This window comes from Thioalkalivibrio sp. AKL10 (assembly GCF_000381845.1).
Taxonomy (GTDB): Bacteria; Pseudomonadota; Gammaproteobacteria; order Ectothiorhodospirales; family Ectothiorhodospiraceae; genus Thioalkalivibrio; species Thioalkalivibrio versutus.
The window spans coordinates 480130-498340 of the sequence record NZ_KB907142.1 but is presented as its reverse complement, the minus strand read 5'-3'; the positions used below and the strand labels follow the sequence as shown (position 1 = coordinate 498340).

The 18211-nt window shown below is 66.6% G+C and carries 13 protein-coding genes and 1 pseudogene; 9 read left to right on the top strand and 5 right to left on the bottom strand.

All coding sequences use genetic code 11. The annotated features are described in order from the left end of the window. Positions 1-39 precede the first annotated feature (39 nt). Positions 40-897 (bottom strand): helix-turn-helix domain-containing protein, encoded by an 858-nt coding sequence (locus tag G333_RS0102405; RefSeq protein ID WP_019627566.1) that lies wholly within the window; start codon positions 895-897, stop codon positions 40-42. A gap of 175 nt (positions 898-1072) precedes the next feature. Between G333_RS0102405 and gshA the strand changes: the two genes are divergently transcribed. From gshA to G333_RS15215, 5 genes and pseudogenes are all read left to right on the top strand, one after another. After that, a complete protein-coding gene (gshA, locus tag G333_RS0102400) occupies positions 1073-2659 on the top strand; it encodes a glutamate--cysteine ligase (RefSeq protein ID WP_019627565.1) in 1587 nt (528 codons plus the stop codon). Positions 2660-2808: 149 nt separating this feature from the next. Beyond that, entirely contained in the window at positions 2809-3825 is a 1017-nt protein-coding gene (locus tag G333_RS0102395) for a glutathione S-transferase family protein (RefSeq protein ID WP_019627564.1), read from the top strand. Positions 3826-3901: 76 nt separating this feature from the next. Next, entirely contained in the window at positions 3902-5014 is a 1113-nt protein-coding gene (locus tag G333_RS0102390; protein ID WP_019627563.1) for an efflux RND transporter periplasmic adaptor subunit, read from the top strand. Next, positions 5011-8151 carry an efflux RND transporter permease subunit gene (locus G333_RS0102385; RefSeq protein WP_019627562.1) on the top strand — a complete coding sequence of 1047 codons (3141 nt, stop codon included), beginning with the start codon at positions 5011-5013 and terminating at the stop codon, positions 8149-8151. Before G333_RS0102390 ends, G333_RS0102385 begins: the two co-directional genes overlap by 4 nt. Positions 8152-8525: 374 nt before the next feature. Next, a pseudogene (locus G333_RS15215) lies at positions 8526-8732 on the top strand (hypothetical protein). A gap of 302 nt (positions 8733-9034) precedes the next feature. On the opposite strand, the gene G333_RS0102380 reads toward G333_RS15215, so the two are convergent. Further along, positions 9035-10234, bottom strand: a complete 1200-nt coding sequence (locus G333_RS0102380; RefSeq protein WP_019627561.1) for an MFS transporter — start codon at positions 10232-10234, stop codon at positions 9035-9037. A gap of 54 nt (positions 10235-10288) precedes the next feature. Continuing rightward, entirely contained in the window at positions 10289-10687 is a 399-nt protein-coding gene (gene msrB, locus G333_RS0102375) for a peptide-methionine (R)-S-oxide reductase MsrB (RefSeq protein WP_019627560.1), read from the bottom strand. Between the two features lie 116 nt (positions 10688-10803). Between msrB and G333_RS0102370 the strand changes: the two genes are divergently transcribed. From G333_RS0102370 to G333_RS0102360, 3 genes are all read left to right on the top strand, one after another. Beyond that, the gene (locus tag G333_RS0102370; RefSeq protein WP_018938892.1) at positions 10804-11886 is read left to right on the top strand and encodes an EAL domain-containing protein; all 1083 of its coding nucleotides are present in this window, start codon (positions 10804-10806) and stop codon (positions 11884-11886) included. A 180-nt stretch (positions 11887-12066) separates the two neighbouring features. Next, positions 12067-13464, top strand: coding sequence for a glycoside hydrolase 100 family protein (locus G333_RS0102365; protein ID WP_018168395.1), 1398 nt, complete (start codon positions 12067-12069; stop codon positions 13462-13464). After that, the gene (locus G333_RS0102360; RefSeq protein ID WP_019627559.1) at positions 13461-15644 is read left to right on the top strand and encodes an HAD-IIB family hydrolase; all 2184 of its coding nucleotides are present in this window, start codon (positions 13461-13463) and stop codon (positions 15642-15644) included. The genes G333_RS0102365 and G333_RS0102360 overlap by 4 nt, the downstream gene beginning before the upstream one ends. A 233-nt stretch (positions 15645-15877) precedes the next feature. Here G333_RS0102360 and G333_RS0102355 read toward each other — a convergent pair whose 3' ends face one another. After that, complete coding sequence (locus tag G333_RS0102355; RefSeq protein WP_019568856.1) at positions 15878-16639, bottom strand: sulfite exporter TauE/SafE family protein; 762 nt, start codon at positions 16637-16639, stop codon at positions 15878-15880. Here G333_RS0102355 and G333_RS0102350 point away from each other — a divergent pair. Then, a complete protein-coding gene (locus G333_RS0102350) occupies positions 16632-17300 on the top strand; it encodes a DUF4124 domain-containing protein (protein WP_018951828.1) in 669 nt (222 codons plus the stop codon). The genes G333_RS0102355 and G333_RS0102350 overlap by 8 nt on opposite strands. On the opposite strand, the gene argB is transcribed toward G333_RS0102350, so the two are convergent. Then, positions 17290-18168 carry an acetylglutamate kinase gene (gene argB, locus G333_RS0102345; RefSeq protein ID WP_018168391.1) on the bottom strand — a complete coding sequence of 293 codons (879 nt, stop codon included), beginning with the start codon at positions 18166-18168 and terminating at the stop codon, positions 17290-17292. The genes G333_RS0102350 and argB overlap by 11 nt on opposite strands. Positions 18169-18211: the final 43 nt, after the last annotated feature.

The following is an 18211-nucleotide window of genomic DNA, read 5'->3' as shown; positions in this document are numbered from 1 at the left end:
CGAATCTTGCGGTGGAGTTCAGGGGCGCATGAATCCGTTTTAATGCTGGCGCCGGTATGCCGCGGGGGCCATACCCAGGGCCTGGCGGAAATGGCGGACCAGCTGTTGCGGGGAGTAGCCGGTCGCGGCAGCGATCTCGGTGATGCTCAGTGATGTTCGGGTCAGCAGGTCGCGGGCGTGCTCCACGCGCAGGCGCGTGAGATAGCGATGGGGTGGCAGGCCGTGCGTATCGCGAAAGGCGCGCGCGAAGTGCCAGGGCGAGAGTCCGGTCAGGGCCGCCAGATCGCGCAGCGTGATGCGCTGATCCAGGTGGCATTGCATGTAGTCAATCACCCGTGCCGACTGGTGCGGTGCCAGGCCGCCCCGGCGCCTGTCCAGGTCCCGGTCGTGTTCGGCCATGCGGGCCAGGCGCACAACCAGAACGGCGAGCATGCTCTCGACGAACAGTTGCGCGGCCGGGTCGTCACGGTCCATCTCCTGCCACAGGGCATCCAGGGCCTGGGTGATCAGGGGGTCCCGGTGGTGGCGGGTATGCAGGTGGCCAAAGTCCAGCGGATCGCCGGGGTCGCGCTCCAGGCAGTCCCGGGCCAGCTCGGGCGGGATGCCGAAAAACCGCATGCGTGCCGGGTCCCGCATATGGCAGCGTCCCGCGACCTGCGGGGCGATCACCACGAATTCGCGCGGGCCGGCGCAACCGGAGAACGGACCGGCCCCGATGTCACAGTGGTAGCGAAAGGGGGTGCCCACGGACTGGCTCAGCATCAGTTCGCAGACTGGCGGGGTGCTCAGGTGGCCGGCCGGGTGCGCGTTCTCGATCATCGGCACCGGGAGATCGGGTCGCGCACGGGCCTCCTCCAGGAACGGCGCGTCACGTCCCCGGGCGAAGAAGTCGAGCATGCTGGATGAACGTTGCAGCATTCCGTGTACCCCGCAACTTTGTTATAGGCCATTTGGGAACCGCTTGCGGTGCAGGCGTCGCACGAACCTCGCGGACCGCGCCGGGTCGTATGTGACCGTGGCGCTGCATTCGGGTATGTTCGCCGGGTTTCGATGACCGCAGGGTTACCATCACGTGAGTACGGACGAGCGCAAGCTGCAGGATCTGACGCACCAGCTGGCCGAGGCGCTGGCGGGTGTCGGGTTGCACGGGCAGATCGGGCTGGAAAAGGAGACCCTGAGGGTCGGGCCGGAAGGCTCGCCGGCGCTTACGCCGCACCCGGCCGCGCTGGGATCCGCGCTGACGCATCCATACATCACCACGGATTACTCCGAGGCGCTGCTGGAACTGGTGACGCCGCCGTTCGAGGATGTACGCGAGACCCTCGGCTTCCTGCACGACCTGCAGGCCTTCGCCGCCGCCAACGTCGGCGACGAGACCCTGTGGTCGACCTCCATGCCCTGTGTGACGGCCGATGACAATGCGATTCCGGTCGCGCAGTACGGTGCCTCCAACGCCGGGCGCATGAAGACCGTCTACCGCATCGGTCTCGGGCATCGCTACGGACGCAAGATGCAGGTGATCGCCGGGGTCCACTTCAATTACTCCCCGCGCCCGGAATTCTGGCCGGCCCTGGCGGACGTGCTCGGTGCGCCCGACGGCCGCGCCTTCCGCGACGAGCGCATGATGGGGATGATCCGCAACCTGCTGCGCTTTGGCTGGCTGGTGCCCTATCTGTTCGGGGCGTCGCCGGCCGTCTGCAACTCCTTTCTCGAAGGCCACGGCGCGGTGCTGGAGGATTTCGACGACGACACCTCCTATCTGCCGCATGCCACCAGCCTGCGCATGGGCGATATCGGCTACACCAACCGCAAGGAGGCGGACACCGGCATCAAGGCGGACTACAACTCGCTGGCCGGCTATGTCGACTCCCTGCGCTGTGCGATCAATACCCCCAGCCCCGAGTGGGAGCACATCGGGGTGAAGGTGGATGGCGAGTATCGCCAGCTGAATGCCAACATCCTGCAGATCGAGAACGAGTACTACTCCACCGTGCGGCCCAAGCAGCCGCTGGAGCGTTTCGAGAAGCCGACCGACGCCCTGGAGGCGCGTGGCATCGAATACGTCGAACTGCGCTCGGTGGACATCAACGCCCAGCACCCACTGGGGGTGGACGAGACCCAGCTGCGTTTTCTCGAGGTGTTCGCGCTGGCCTGTCTGCTGCAGCCGAGCCCGCTGCTGGCCGACGGCGAGCTGGACGCGATCGACCGCAACCTGCTGGACGTCGCGCATTACGGGCGTCGCCCGGGCCTCGAGCTGCGCCGGGGGGGCGAGAGCGTTGCGCTCCAGGCCTGGGCGCGCGAGCTGCTGGCGCTGATGCGACCGGTGGCGGCCGTTCTGGATCAGGAATTGCCGGGTGACCCCTACCGCCGGGCGCTCAGTGAGCAGTGGGGCAAGGTCGAGCAGGCGGATCTGACCCCGTCCGCGCGCATGCTGGAAGACATGATGGCGCGCGAGGAGGGGTTCTACTCCTACGCGCGCCGCCTGTCGGCCCAGCACCGCGAGGCCTTTCGCTTCAACGGGCCGCTGCCGCGCGCCGAGACGCTGGAGGCCCTGGCCCGCGAGAGCCTGGCCGATCAGGCGGCCATCGAGCAGGCGGACGAGCTGGACTTCGATACCTTCCTGACGCGCTATTTCGACGGCACCCTGCGGGCCTCCTGAACCGGGTTCGTTCGATTTTGTAGAACGGTTGACCGCATTTAACGCGATTTATCTTCGATAAAATCGATGGGATGATCGGGCTATCACATACATTCAGCCGTTGAGGCGTGCGCGCATTCGGTGCCGGGCTCAGACGGCAGGAGCATGGCATGAGTCTTTTGATCAACGGTGAATTGCGCGAGGGCTGGCTGGAAGAAGAGTCGGACGAGAGCGGCGAGTTCGTGCGCCAGGACCAGCAGTATCGTAACTACGTCACCAGGGATGGTTCGCCGGGCCCGATGGGTGACGGCGGCTATCCGGCCGAGTCAGGGCGCTATCACCTGTATGTCTCCTACGCCTGCCCCTGGGCACACCGCACGCTGATCCTGCGCAAACTGAAGGGTCTGGAGCCGCATATCGGGGTTTCGGTGGTGCACCACTACATGGGTGACGCCGGCTGGTCGTTTGATGACTGCGACGGTTGCACCGGGGACCGGGTGCACGGCTCGCGCTACATGCACGAGCTCTACACCCGTACCGATCCAAACTACACCGGCATCATCACCGTGCCGGCGCTGTTCGATACCCAGACCGACCGCATCGTGAACAACGAGTCGCTGGACATGGTGCGCATGTTCAACAGCGCGTTCGACGGTATTACCGGCAACACCCTGGATTTCTATCCGGAAGATCTGCGCGAGGAGATCCACGCGGTCAACGAGCGGGTCTACGAGAACGTGAACAACGGGGTGTATCGCAGCGGCTTCGCGACCAGCCAGAAGGCCTACGAGGCGGCCTTCGACCGTCTGTTCGAGACCCTGGACTGGCTGGAGGAGCGCCTGGCACGCCAGCCGTTCCTGGTTGGCGAGCGACTGACCGAGGCCGACTGGCGGCTGTTCACCACGCTGCTGCGCTTCGATCCGGTGTACTACAGCCATTTCAAGTGCAATCGCCAGCGGCTGCTGGACTTCCCGAACCTCTCCGCCTATCTGCGCATGCTGTACCAGCGCCCGGGGGTGGCCGAGACGGTGCGCATGGACCACATCAAGGCGCATTACTACGGCAGTCACCCGATGTTGAACCCCAGCGGCATCGTGCCGAAGGGGCCAATGATTGACTACACCCGGCCGCATGGCCGCCCCCTGGGCGAGCTGCCGGCCGTGTTGCGGAACGTCGACGAAACGTGACGGTCGTTACACTGTTGGGAGGTTCAACCGTGGCCCGGCTAGATGCCGGGCCGCATTCGTGTCGGGGGAAAGGCAAGTGAAGGCGATAGGCGGGTTCCTGGGGCTGGTCCTGGTTGTGGCGATCGTGGCCGCGGCCTGGTTTGCGTTCGGCCCCGAGGATGGCGCCCGTGACGAGGGAGGCGATGCCCCCGCCGCGTCCCAACGCGACGAGCGCACGCCGGTGCGGGTCAGCGAGGTGGCTCCGCGCACCTTCGAGACCATGGTCGAATCCCTGGGCACGGTGGAGGCCAACGAGTCGGTCGTGGTGACCGCGAGCGTGACCGAGCGTGTGGTCGAAATCCTGTTCGATGATGGCGATGCGGTCGAGGCCGGAGACGTGCTGGTGCGCCTGGACGCCGACGAAGAACGCGCCGCCCTGCGCGAGATCCGCGTGCAGGTGGACGAGGCCCGGCGCGAACTGGACCGTGTGCGCGACCGGGTGGCCGATGGCGTGGTCACGCAGCAACAGGTGGATCAGCAGCGATCGCGGCTGAACGAGGCCGAGGCCCGTCTGGCCGCCGCGGAGGCGCGGGTTGCGAACCGGGTGATCCGGGCTCCGTTCAGTGGCCGTTTGGGCTTGCGCCAGGTCAGCCCCGGCTCCCTGGTGAGTCCGGGTACCGCGATCGTGGAGCTGGATGATGTATCGGTGGTGAAAGTGGATTTCGCCGTGCCCGAGCGCCATGCCGCCGCCATCGGTCTGGGTATGGAAGTAGCGGGCCGCAGCGCGAGCGGAGAGTTCGCAGGGCAGGTGGCGGCGGTCAGCAATCGTCTGGACGTGGCTACCCGTACCCTGACCGTGCGCGCCCTGGTCGAGAATCCCGATCTATTGCTGCGCCCCGGCATGCTGGTAAACATCCGTCTGCCGCTGGACCCGGTCGAACGCCCGGGGGTGCCGGAGGGTGCCATCCAGCAGGTCGCCGATCAGCACTTCGTGTTCCGGCTGCGCGACGACGGCACGGTGGAGCGCGTGCGCATCCGTATTGGCCGCCGCGACCCGGGCTACGCCGAGGTGCTGGATGGCCTGGAGCCGGGGGATACCGTGGTTTCCGAAGGGGTCTCGCGGGTCCGTGACGGGCGGGAAGTGCGTGTGCTCCCGCCGCGCGCACCGGATTCCGATAACGGCAACGGCGAGGCCGGGGCCGACACATGATTATCTCGGACGTCGCCAATCGCCGGCCGGTGCTGGCGATTGTCTTCAACCTGCTGCTGATCACCTTCGGCCTGATCGCCTACGACAGCCTTCCTCTGCGCGAGTATCCCGATGTCGATCCGCCGGTGGTGTCGGTGGACACCATCTATCCGGGCGCCAGTGGCGAGATCATCGAGCGCGAGGTGACCCAGCGGATCGAGGACCGCATCGCGGGGATCGAGGGGATCCGTTTCATGCAGTCCTCCAGCGAGGACGGGCGCTCGCGCATCACCATCGAGTTCAATCTGAGTCGCGACATCGACGCCGCCGCGAATGACGTGCGCGAGGCGGTCAGCCGGGTACTGGGCGATCTGCCCGACGAAGTCGACCCGCCCGAAGTGACCAAGGCGGATGCCGATTCCAACCCGATCCTGTGGTTGAACCTTGCCAGCACCACGATGGATGCGCTGGAGCTGGCGGACTACGCCGAGCGCAACCTGATCGACCGCCTCTCGGTAGTGGATGGCGTGGGGCTGGTGCGCCGGGGCGGCGCCCGCAGTTACGCGATGCGTATCTGGGTCGACCGCGAGGCCCTCGCCGCGCGCGAGCTGACCGTGACCGACATCGCTGACGCCTTGCAGCAGGAAAACGTGGAATTGCCGGCCGGGCGCCTGGATTCGCTGGAGCGCGAATTCACCGTGCGCGTGGAGCGCCAGTACCGCACGCCCGAGGATTTCTCCGGTCTGGTGCTGAAGCGTGGCGAGGGCGGACAACTGGTGCGCCTGGGCGATGTCGCCGAGGTGAACGTGGGCGCGGATACCGAGCGCAGCGAGTTCCGCGGCAATGGCGAGGACATGATCGGGCTGGGGATCATCCGCCAGTCCAATGCCAACGTGCTGGAGGTGGCCAATGGGGTGAAGGCCATGGCCGCCAGCCTGCAGGATTCCCTGCCGGAGGGTACCTCGCTGGTGACCACCTACGACGAATCGGTGTTCATCGAGGGCGCGATCCGCGAGGTCTACATCACCCTGGCGGTGGCGACCGCGGCCGTGGTGTTCGTGATTTACCTGTTCCTGGGCAGCTGGCGCGCGACCCTGATCCCGGCGGTGACCGTCCCGGTGGCGATCACCGCGGCCTTCATCGGCATCAGCCTGTTCGGATTCTCGGTCAACCTGCTCACCCTGCTGGCGTTGGTGCTGGCGGTCGGCCTGGTCGTGGATGACGCGATCGTGATGCTGGAGAACATCCACCGGCGCATCGAGCGCGGCGAGCCGGGACTGTTGGCGGCCTATCGCGGCGCCGGGCAGGTGGGCTTCGCGATCGTCGCGACGACCTCCGTGTTGATCGCGGTATTCGTGCCGCTGGCCTTCCTCGACGGCACGGTGGGCCAGCTATTCACCGAGTTCGCCATCGCCATGGCCATTGCCGTGTTTTTCTCCAGCATCGTGGCACTGACCCTGGCCCCCGTGCTGGCCGGGCGCCTCATGCACAAGGGCGACGACGAGACCGGCGTGGCGCGTTATATCGGCCGCGGCTTTGCCGCGCTGGAGGCTGGCTACGGTCGGATACTGGCGAAGGGGCTCAAGGGCTCCTGGCTGGTCTTGCCGCTCCTCGCCGCCGTGTTGGCGGGCGGCTGGTACCTGTTTGCGGAACTGCCCGAAGAATTTGCCCCGCAGGAGGATCGCGGATCTTTCTTCGTGCTGGTGGATGGCCCCGAGGGCGCCAACTTCGAGTACATGAGCCGGCAGATGGCCGAGGTCGAGGCACGCATCCAGCCGTTGATCGAGGATGGCCCGATTCGCCGTGCACTGGTGCGCACGCCGCGCGGTTTTGGTGGTTCGGAGCTGATGAACAACGGCTTCGTGATCGCGATCCTGGAGCACTGGGATGACCGTGACGTCTCGGGCCAGGAGGTCATCAACCAGATCCGCGGCATCATCGACGAGATGCCGGGAGTCGAGGCGCGGGTGATCATGCGTCAGGGGCTCTCGAGTGGCCGTATCGGTCCGCCGGTGCAGTTTGTCATCTCCGGGCCGGATTACGATCAGCTCGAGGAATGGGGCGAGATCATGCGCGAGGCCGCCGAGGGCATCGACGGTCTGACCCGTGTGGACCTGGACTACGAACCCACCCAGCCGCAGCTCAACGTGCGTCTGGACCGGGATCGGGCCGGGGACCTGGGCGTTTCCATGCGCGATGTCGGGCGCACGCTGGACATCGTGCTGGGCGGTCGCGACGTGACCACCTTTGTCGATCGCGGCGAGGAATACGACGTCATCATCGAGGGTCTGGCCGACCAGCGCCGCACGCCCGGGGATATCGACAACCTCTACGTGCGCTCAAGCTCTGGCTCGATGGTGCCGTTGTCCAGCCTGGTGACCTACGAGGAGCAGGCCGGCCCGTCGTCGCTGGAGCGCTACAACCGTTCGCGCGCGGTGACCCTGACCGCCGGGCTGCGTGACGGCATGACCCTGGGCGAGGCCCTGGACGCCCTGGACGCGAAGGCGGCCGAGCTGCTGCCGGCCGAGGCCGGGATCGACTACAAGGGCGAGTCGCTGGATTTGCGCAGTGGCTCCGAGGCCATCCTGTTCGTGTTCGCGCTGGCCCTGCTGGTGGTGTTCCTGGTCCTGGCGGCGCAGTTCGAGAGCTTCGTCCATCCGTTGGTGATCATGCTGACCGTGCCGCTGGCGGTGGTCGGGGCGCTGATCGGACTGACGGTCACCGGTCAGACGCTGAACATCTACAGCCAGATCGGCATGGTCATGCTGATCGGGCTGGCAGCGAAGAACGGCATCCTGATCGTGGAGTTCGCGAACCAATTGCGCGATCGCGGGCGCGATTTCGATACCGCGATCCTCGAGGCCTCGCGCATGCGTCTGCGGCCGGTACTGATGACAGCGCTGACCACCGTGGCCGGTTCGATTCCGCTGATCCTGGCCTCCGGCCCGGGCGAGGAGACGCGCTTCGTGATCGGGGTAGCGGTGTTCTCCGGCGTGCTGTTCGCCACGCTGTTCACGCTGTTCGTGATCCCCGCGGCCTACCGCCTGGTCGCCCGCGGCACGACCTCGCCGCTGGCGACCACCCGCCGCCTGCATGACCTCGACGCCGAGGTCGATGACGTCGATGGCGAGCGTAGGGGCGCCCGCGCCTCGCCCTGATCGCTCAGGATTTCGGTAGACGGCTGCGGACTGCTGCCGGCGACGGTTGTGGCTAGGCTTGGTTCATCCTCCGGTGTTTACGTGCCTTCGTCTGACCGCCTGCCACGCGCTCTCTCGCGAGCGCACCGCGAGGTACTTCTTTGCTCGTGCAAAGAAGTACCCAAGAAACACGCCCGACTGCCGCGACCCCGGCCCGCTGCGCGGGCCGGGGTTTCCCTCGCTCCGAGGCTTTTCGCGGGCGGCGCTGAACTCGCTACGCTGCGCTTCGCTCAGACATCCAGCGCCTTTTCTCCCGCGAAAAGCCTCTCCACTCGGCGCGACGACAACGGGGAGGCAGGTCCAAACAACGGCGATCCCAGCGTTCTTGCCAGCGGATAATGGCTAGGTCTTCATACATCTTCGGCACGCTCGGCCTGCGGCCATGGCGTGCCGCGCCCGCGTAGCGGGCGCCGGGGGTGTTCGAGCGGCTGTGCCTTTTGTTGTGCCACGGGGCCGGAATATCTGCTGTTTTGACGTTCCCCTCCCGTATGGAGCCCCTTGCGGAAGGGTCCTCGGGCCGGGAGAAGGCGCTGGATGTCTGAGCGAAGCGCAGCGTAGCGAGTTCAGCGCCGCCGGCCCGAGGGCCCTGGAGCAAGGTTCCCGGGCGGAATCCGGGTGCCCTTCTTTGGGTACTTTCTTGGGCAAGCAAGAAAGTACCTCGCGGCGCGCTGGCGAGTCAGCGCTCGGCAGGCGGCCGGACGAAGGCACGTAAACACCGATGACGAACCGGGGCCTGCCACAACATGGCAGGTGGCAGACCGAAGCCACCTTAAACACCCGATGATGCGCCATGATCGCGGACCGCACGGCGGGAGGACGAGCGTGGTCGGCGGGAATGGACCGGTCAGGCGCGTTCCGGGGCGTGGGCGTCGTCGCGCCAGAGCCAGAGGATGGCGACGGTCAGTACCGCGATCACCGGTAGCATCGCCAGGTTCAGGCCATCCCAGCCCAGCGGTCGCAGTAGCGCACCGGCCAGCAACGAACCGGCGGCGACCAGGGTGAACACCGTCAGGTCGTTCACGCCCTGGACCTTGCCCTTTTCGCCGGCCGTATGGGTCGTGGTGAGCAGGGTGCTACCGCCGATGAACAGAAAGTTCCAGCCGACCCCCAGCAGGAACAACGCCAGCCAGAAGTGCGCCAGCGTCTCGCCATGCGCGGCGATGGCGACACTGAAAAGCACCAGCGCGTTGCCCAGCGCCAGCACGCGCGTAAGTCCGAGACGCGTGATCAGGTGGCCGGTGACGAAGGAGGGGGCGAACATCCCGAGCACGTGCCACTGCATCACCAGGGCGACCTGGCCCATGTCGAAGCCGGCCTGGCGCATGGCCAGCGGGGTTGCGGTCATCAGCAGGATCATCACCGCGTAGCCTAGGGCGGCCGTCGTCAGCGCAACGACGAACCGGCCCCGGGGCATGATCTCGCGCAGGGGGCGGGATATGGCACGTTCTGCTGCCGGGGGTGCTGGTACGCGCAGCCAGGCCAGCAGCAGCATGGCCAGCAGGGCCAGTGCCCCGAGCAGAAGGTAGGGACCGGCTTCCGGCGTCTGTGGCAGCAGGGCCTGGGCATGGTGGGCGTTCCACGGGCCGAGGAAGGCCGCGGCCACGCCGCCGGCCATGACCAGCGAGATGGCGCGCGGGCGGAAGGCGTCGCTGGCCACATCCGCCGCGGCGAAACGGTAGTACATCGCGAAGGCCTGGTAGGCGCCCAGCAGGAGATTGCCGAGCACGAAGATCCAGAAGGCCTCGGCGAATACCCCGACCGCGGCGATTGCCGCCCCGCCGAAGCCGCCGACACCCGCCCCCAGCAGGAAGCCTGTGCGCCTTCCGAAGCGTTTCATGAACAGCGACGCCGGCAGGGTGATGACCAGGGTCCCGATCATCATCGCGGCGACCGGCAGGGTGGCCAGCGACGGGTCGCTGGCCAGGCGCTCGCCGACCACGCCGCTCAGGGTCATCACGGTGACCGCGGCGATCAGGAACAGGGCCTGGCCGAGGGCAAGGATCAGGACGTTCGCGCGCTCGCGCGGGGTGGTCTGGCCGGACATGAGATTCCCTTCGGCATTGGGCCCGGGCCTCATGGCCCGGTTCGGGTAACTGGGTCAGCCGCGCGGATGGAACTCGAGCACCGCCGAGTTGATGCAGTAGCGCAACCCGGTGGGTTCCGGACCGTCCGGGAAGACGTGGCCCAGGTGGGAGTCGCAGGCGGCACAGCGTACCTCGGTGCGCTCCATTCCCAGAGTGCGGTCGCGGTGTTCGTCGACGGCAGTAGCGGACACGGGGGCCGTGTAGCTGGGCCAGCCGCTACCCGAGTCGAACTTGGCCTTTGAATCGAACAGCGCCGCGCCACAGGCAGCACAGTGATAGAGGCCGTCGGCCTTGTGGTTGTTGTAGGCGCCGGTAAATGGCCGCTCGGTCCCGCCCTCGCGGGCGATGTGATACTGCTCCGGTGTCAGGCGGTCACGCAGTTCGGCGTCGGTCGGGCGTGGGGATGAACTCATGTGATCTCCGGGTTGATGCTATTGTTTGCGAACCGAGAATGGGTCTTCCGGTGGACCGGGAAAATTATCCCCGGTTCTCGGCCGGGTGACCAAAGACTGGACCGCTGGAGGTGGTCGTGGGTTGTCCCGATTGCGAACGTATCGATCTGCTGCCGGCGGCCTCCGGCACTCTTTACCTGGCACCGGTGCTGGCGCACACCCGCGCGGCCCTGCGTCAACGCATGGTGGACGAGCAATTGCCCTGCGCAGAGCCGAGCTCGGGCATCCTGGCCCTGCCGGTCAAGGGTGCCGGCGGGCTGGGCGAGATGCTGGTGCGGCTGGAGCAGGCCCTGAGCAGCTCCGAGCAGGCCGGTTGCCGCGCGACCTTCGTGCCGGAAGGCGAGGACTTCGGGCTGGCGCATCTGCAGGACACCCATCTGCTGTCCACGCTGATTGCGCGGCACAACGCGCGCGATCTCTCGGCGATCCTGGCCAACGACACCCTGGACTTCCACTTCCAGCCGATTGTGCATGCCGCGAACCCCACCGAGGTCTTTGCCTACGAGGCCCTGGTGCGCGCCTCCACACCGGATGGCGACATCATCCCGCCGCTGGACCTGTTCAAGACGGCGCGCAATGCCGAGCTGCTGTTCCATCTGGATCGTTCCGCCCGGATCAATGCCATCCGTCGTGCCAGTGAGCGCGGGGTCCGTAGCCATCTGTTCATCAACTTCAACCCGACCGCGATTTATGACCCGGCCTTCTGCCTGGAAACGACCGTGCGCGAGATCATGTCTCGCGTGCCGGGCCAGCCGGGGCCCGCCGGCTTCGTGTTCGAGGTGATCGAGAGCGACCAGGTCAACGACATGGAGCACCTGTCGCGGATCGTCGAGCGCTATCGCCGCGCCGGGTTCCAGGTCGCCCTGGACGACCTGGGGGCGGGGTACGCATCGCTCAACATGCTGTCGCAACTGCGCCCGGATTTCGTGAAGATCGACCGCGAACTGGTCAGCGGGATCGACCAGGACATCTACCAGCAGAAGATCCTCGAAAAGATCATCGAGCTGGCCAAGGATCTGGATATCCGGGTGGTGGCCGAGGGCGTGGAGACTGTGGACGAGTGGCGCTGGCTCAAGGAACGCGTGGATCTCTGTCAGGGCTACCTGTTCGCGCGCCCGGCCGCGGAGCCGCCGCTGCCGCGTCACCCCGAGCAGGCCTGATCGGAGTGATGCGACTCGAACCAGTGAAAGAGGAGGCGGTCGATGCGTGGTCGCATCCAGCGCGGCGGTGCGCTCATGTAGCATGGTTTCACCTCATTCGCCGAGCCGTGTCTGCAAACACAATCGACTCGCGCGCGAGTGAGTACATTATCAACTAGCGTTTCCCTGAACCCGGTGTTTATGAATCAGCTCCCGCCCGACGCCCGCAATCCGACGCTCGAATCCGCCTACCAGCTGTTGCACGATGCCGAGGTGCGCTATCGCGGGCGCACGGTGGGCACGGTGGCCAGCCTGGACGAGCGGGCGCCTGCGGAAAACTATGCCGACTGCTTCATCCGTGACTTTGTGCCGTCGGGGCTGGTCTATCTGCTGAACGACGAGCCCGAGGTGGTGCGCGACTTCCTCGCGCTGATCCTGCAGATCCGCGATACCCAGGAAGAGATCGAGGGCCATCGCCGCCTGCCGCGGGTGATGCCGGCGAGCTTCCGCGTGTTCACCGACGAGAACGGGCGCGAGTCCCTGGCGGCGGACTTCGGCGATCGCGCGATCGGGCGTGTGGCGCCGGTCGACTCGATGATGTGGTGGGTGCTGCTGCTGCGGGCCTACCAGAACCGCACGGGCGATACCGATTTCATCAAGAGTGCCGATGTGCAGCGCGGCATCCGCTTGATCCTGAGCATCTGCCTGCAGGACCGTTTCGAGGTCTTCCCGACCCTGCTGGTGCCGGACGGCAGCTTCATGATCGATCGGCGCATGGGGGTGTTCGGCCACCCGCTGGAGATCCAGGCCCTGTTCTACGGGATGCTGAAGGCCTCGCTGGCGATGCTCGAACCCTGCGACAAGGACTCGGAGCTCTTGTGCGAGCAGTCCGCGATTCGTACGCGGCAGCTGTCCGATTACATTCGCAATTACTACTGGCTGGATCTCGAGCGGCTGAACGATATCCATCGCTATCGCACCGAGCACTTCGGCCACGAGTCAGAGAACTCGCTGAACATCTATCCCGAGAGCATCCCCGACTGGCTGGTGGACTGGATCCCCTCGGAGAGCGGCTACCTGGTCGGCAACCTCGGCCCCGGACGCATGGACTTTCGCTTCTTCAGTTTCGGCAACCTGCTGGCGGTGCTGTTCGGGCTGGCCGACGAGCACCAGTCGCGGTCGATCATGCAGACCTTCGAGCAGCGCTTCGAGGACCTGATCGGGACCATGCCGGTCAAGATCTGCTATCCGGCGATGGTGGGCGAGGAGTGGCGCCTGCTGACCGGGTCCGATCCCAAGAACACCCCGTGGTCCTACCACAACGGCGGCAACTGGCCGGCACTGTTGTGGGCGTTCACCGGCGCGGCCCTGCGCGTCGGGCGGCCGGATCTCGCGCGTAGCGTGCATGCGGTCGCGGCCGAGCGTCTGTATCGCGATAACTGGCCGGAGTACTACGACGGGCGCCATGGTCGTCTGGTCGGCCGGCGAGCCAACTATCGCCAGACCTGGTCGGCGACCGCGGTGCTTGTTTCGCAGGGCCTGATCGACAACCCCGAGACCCTCAGCCTGTTTGACAGCCCGGAACCCGAGGTGCCATGAAAAAGACCCAGAGCAAGTCACGCGACGGTGAAGGCCTTTATCTCGTCCTGATCAGTGTCCACGGCCTGGTCCGCGGACGGGAGCTGGAGCTGGGTCGCGACGCCGACACCGGCGGGCAGACGCTCTACGTGGTCGAACTCGCGCGCGCGCTGGCCCGCCACCCGCAGGTCGGCCGGGTTGACCTGCTGACCCGGCGGGTGGTTGACAGCAAGGTATCCGCCGACTACGCCGAACCGGAAGAAGACCTGGGCGACGGGGCCCATATCGTGCGCCTGGACTGCGGCCCGCGGCGCTACCTGCGCAAGGAGAAGCTCTGGCCCTATCTGGACTGCTTCGCCGACAACGCCTTGGGGCATATCCGGCGGGTGGGGCTGCGGCCGGACGTGATCCACGGGCATTACGCCGATGCCGGGCATGTCGCGGTGCAGCTGTCGAACCTGCTGGGCGCGCCGATGCTGCAGACCGGCCACTCGCTGGGGCGGGTCAAGCGCGAACGCCTGCGCGAGAGCGGGATGTCGGACGCCGACATCGAGGCGCGCTACAACATCTCCACCCGCATTCATGCCGAGGAGGAGGCGCTGGCCCATGCCCACCGCGTGATTGCCAGTACCCGCCAGGAGATTGGCGAACAGTACGCGACCTACGACAACTATCAGCCGGAGCGCATGGAGGTGATTCCGCCGGGCACCGACCTGACGCGCTTCCATCCGCCGAAACGGGGCCAGCGCAAGCCCCCGATCTGGGCCGCCGTCCGGCGCTTCCTGGAAACCCCCGATCGCCCGCTGATCATGGCCCTGTCGCGCGCCGACGAGCGCAAGAACATCCGCGGCCTGTTGGAGGCCTACGCCGGGAATGACTGGCTGCGCGAGAACGCGAACCTGCTGATCGTTGCCGGTAACCGTGACGACATCGCCGACCTCGACAAGGGCGCGCGCGATGTCATGACCGATCTGCTCCTGCGGATCGATCGCCACGACCTGCATGGCCTGGTGGCATACCCGAAGCACCACGACTCCGACGACGTGCCGGATCTCTACCGCCTGGTGGCCTCCAGCAAGGGCGTGTTCGTGAACCCGGCGCTGACCGAGCCCTTCGGCCTGACCCTGATCGAGGCCGCGGCCAGCGGCGCCCCCATTGTGGCCACCAACGACGGCGGACCGGAGGAGATCATCTCGCGCTGCCACAACGGCCAGTTGATCGATCCGCTGGACCCGGAAGGCATCGCCGACGCGATCCAGGGCATCCTGGCGGATCGTCCGCGCTGGCAGCGTTACTCGCGCGCCGGGCTCAAGGGCGTGCGCCAGCACTATTCCTGGGACGGCCACGCCGAGAAATACGTCAAGCTGGTGAAGTCGCTGACCCGCGAGGTGCGCCAGGAGCGCCACCACGAGCGCCGGGTCTCCGGCCACCTGGCGCAGATGGATCGCGCCGTGATCACCGACATCGACAACACCCTGCTGGGCGATGACAAGGCCACTCGTGCCTTCGTCGCCTGGCTCAAGCGCAATCGCAAGCGGGTTGCCTTTGGTGTCGCCACCGGCCGGCGCATCGATTCGGCCGCGGCGATCCTCGAGGAGCATGGCGTGCCCACCCCGGACGTCTGGATCACCTCGGTGGGCAGCGAGATCCACTACGGCACCAAGCAGACCGAGGATCGCGGCTGGGCGCGACATATCAGTCATCGCTGGGAGCCGGACCGGCTGCGTGAATGTCTGCAGCAGGAGAAAAATCTGGTCCTTCAGCCGGATGTCGACCAGCGCGCATTCAAGGTCAGCTTTTTCGTCGAGCCGCCCGGCAGTCTGGATGCGAAGACGGTGGAGACCCGGCTGTACCGCGAGGACCTGCACGCCCGGGTGATCTACTCGCACGACCGGTTCCTCGACCTGCTGCCGGTGCGCGCCTCCAAGGGCCTGGCGGTGCGCTATCTCTCCGACAAGTGGGGCATCCCGCTGGAGCACGTGCTGGTCGCCGGCGATTCCGGTAACGACGAGGACATGCTGCGCGGGCGCCTGCTGGGGACGGTGGTGGGCAACCACCAGCCAGAGCTGGAGAGCCTGCGCGGCTTCCAGCGCATCTTCTTCGCCGGGGCCACGCACGCGCGGGGCCTCCTCGAAGGGATCGAGCACTTCGACCTCCTCAACCGCTGCGAAAGCCCGGGCGACGCCGAGGCCGAAGAATAGCCCGCGTTTGCTAGCGCCAAGCGCGTGAAGGCCCGAAGAAGGGCCAAGGCCGTTGCGCCACAGAGGACTCGAAGATCGCGGAGTGGGTGGATGTTGCCGCCAAACCCATTTCGCTCTGCGGATTTGCGGGGACGGCCAATCACTTCCAGGCCATGCCCTTCCTGCACGAAGCGCATGGTCGCCTTTCGTGCCTTCGTGTGCTTCATGGTGGATTGCCCTGGTGAGGCAGGGCGTCAGGGCACGGGCAGCAGCAGGGCGATCCCGGTGAGGACGGTGACGACCTCGAAGGCGCGTTTGACCAGGCGGTTGCCGTAGTGCTGGGCCGCCCAGGCGCCCAGATATCCGCCAACAAAACTGCCCACCAGCAGCGCCGGCAGCCAGTTCCACTGCACCGTGCCGAGCGTCCCGAGCATCAGGGCGCCCGCCCCGTTCCAGACCAGGCCGACCAGGACCATGGTGTAGGCGACCGCCTGGGTATAGTTCATGCCGTACCAGCGCACCAGCCACAGGGTGACCATCAGCCCCGTGCCCGAGGCCAGCGAGCCGTTCAGGATGCCGATCAGGAACAGACCGGCCGCGCCGATCAGGGCGTGGCTCCAGGAAAAGCCGATCTCGCGCACCACCTGCCCGAGCTGCGGGCGGCGCCAGGAGTACCAGCCGAGGCCGATGGTCAGCAGGCCCAGGGCGATTTCGCCGGCCCGCGGCGGGATCCCCAACACCAGCCAGGCACCGATTAACACCCCAGGCAGACCGGCCAGCAGGATAATGGCTAGGCGCGTGGGCTCGAATGTGCTTTTCTTGAAGTGGCGCAGGCCGGCACCGGCACCCAGAGCCACGGATGCGATCTTGTGGGTGGCCAGTGCCACGGGGTAGGGAAGGCCCAGAAAAATCAGGGCGGGCAATTGCAACAGGCCCGCCCCGCCACCGGCCAACGCGGAGAACCCGTTGGCCACGATGGCGATGAAGACGAGTCCGAGGTGTTCGAAAATGGTCATTTGGGGTGTGTGGAACGGGCAGCGGTCAGGGGTTTTTCGCCCGGCGCTGGCCGGTGCGTTGTTGCTGGGGCTCGCGGTCCCGGTCCAGGCGGATATCTACCGCTGGGTGGATGATAACGGGACCGTACACTATTCCAGCACTCCGCAGCCCGAGACCAGCCAGCGCGAACGCCGCATCTACGACTCCGAGGGGCGTATGCGCGAGATCCTGCCGGCCCCGATGAGCGCCGAGGAGCGGGCGCAGGCCGCGGCCGAGCGCGAGCAGGCGGAACGCAACCTGGAGGCGACGCAGCGCGCGCGACAGGATCGAGTTGCGCGCGAGCACCAGTTGCGCCGGGCTTACACCTCGCTGGAGGAGATCGAGGAGCTGCGCGAGCGCCGCGAGCGATCGATTGGCGGCAACGTCCTGCGCAGCGAGGCCCAGGAAAAGACCCTGTTGCGTGAACGCGAGCGCATCCGCCGGCAGCTGGACGGCGTCAATGAAAACTCCCCGCTGGCGGATCGTTACCGGGCGGAGCTGGACGAGCTGGACGCGCGCATTGCCCGCGAGCGCCAGTATCGTCGGGGTCAGCGTGAGCGCCTGTCCGCGATCCACGAGCGCCTGGATCTGGACCGCCGCGACTTTCAGCAACTGGTGCTGAACGGCCGCGTTAACGACTGATCAACGTCCCCACACCCTGGTCGGTCAGTAGCTCCAGCAGTACCGCGTGTTCCACTCGGCCGTCCACGATGTGGGTGGCGTTCACGCCACTGCGCACGGCATCCAGGGCGCAGCGGATCTTCGGAATCATGCCGCCGTGGATGGTGCCGTCGCGGATCATGGCATCCACCTCCGGCGCGGCCAGGCGCGGTAGCAGCGCCCCGCTGCCGTCGAGCACACCCGGGGTGTTGGTCAGCAGGAACAGCTTCTCCGCATCCAGCACCACGGCGAGCTTCTCGGCCGCGGTGTCGGCATTGATGTTGTAGGCCTTGCCGTCGCGGTCGAAGCCGATCGGGGCGATGACCGGGATGAAGTCGCTCTGATCCAGGGTGTGGACGATGCTTGGGTCCACACCTTCCACCTGGCCGACATGGCCCAGGTCGACGCTGGGTTCGCCCTCGGCCGCGCCGTAGTCGCGCAACGGGGTCGCGCGGATCATCTGCCCGTCCTTGCCGGTCAGGCCGACGGCCCGGCCGCCGAAGCGGTTGATCAGCGACACGATCTCCTGGTTCACCAGCCCGCCGAGCACCATCTGCACCACGTCCATGGTCTCGCGGTCGGTCACGCGCAGGCCGTTGACGAATTCCGTCTCCTTGCCCAGGCGTTTCAGCAGTTCACCGATCTGCGGCCCGCCGCCATGCACGACCACTGGATTCACGCCGACCTGCTTGAGCAGAACGATGTCACGCGCGAACGAGGCCTTCAGGTGGTCCTCGGTCATGGCGTTGCCGCCGTACTTGATCACGATGGTCTTGCCGGCGAAGCGCTGGATATAGGGCAGCGCTTCAATTAGTACGTGGGCAACGGAATGGGCCGTCTGGGTATCCATGGCGGGTCCGGTTGTCGGGTTTCGCAGCCGCGCAGTTTAGCAC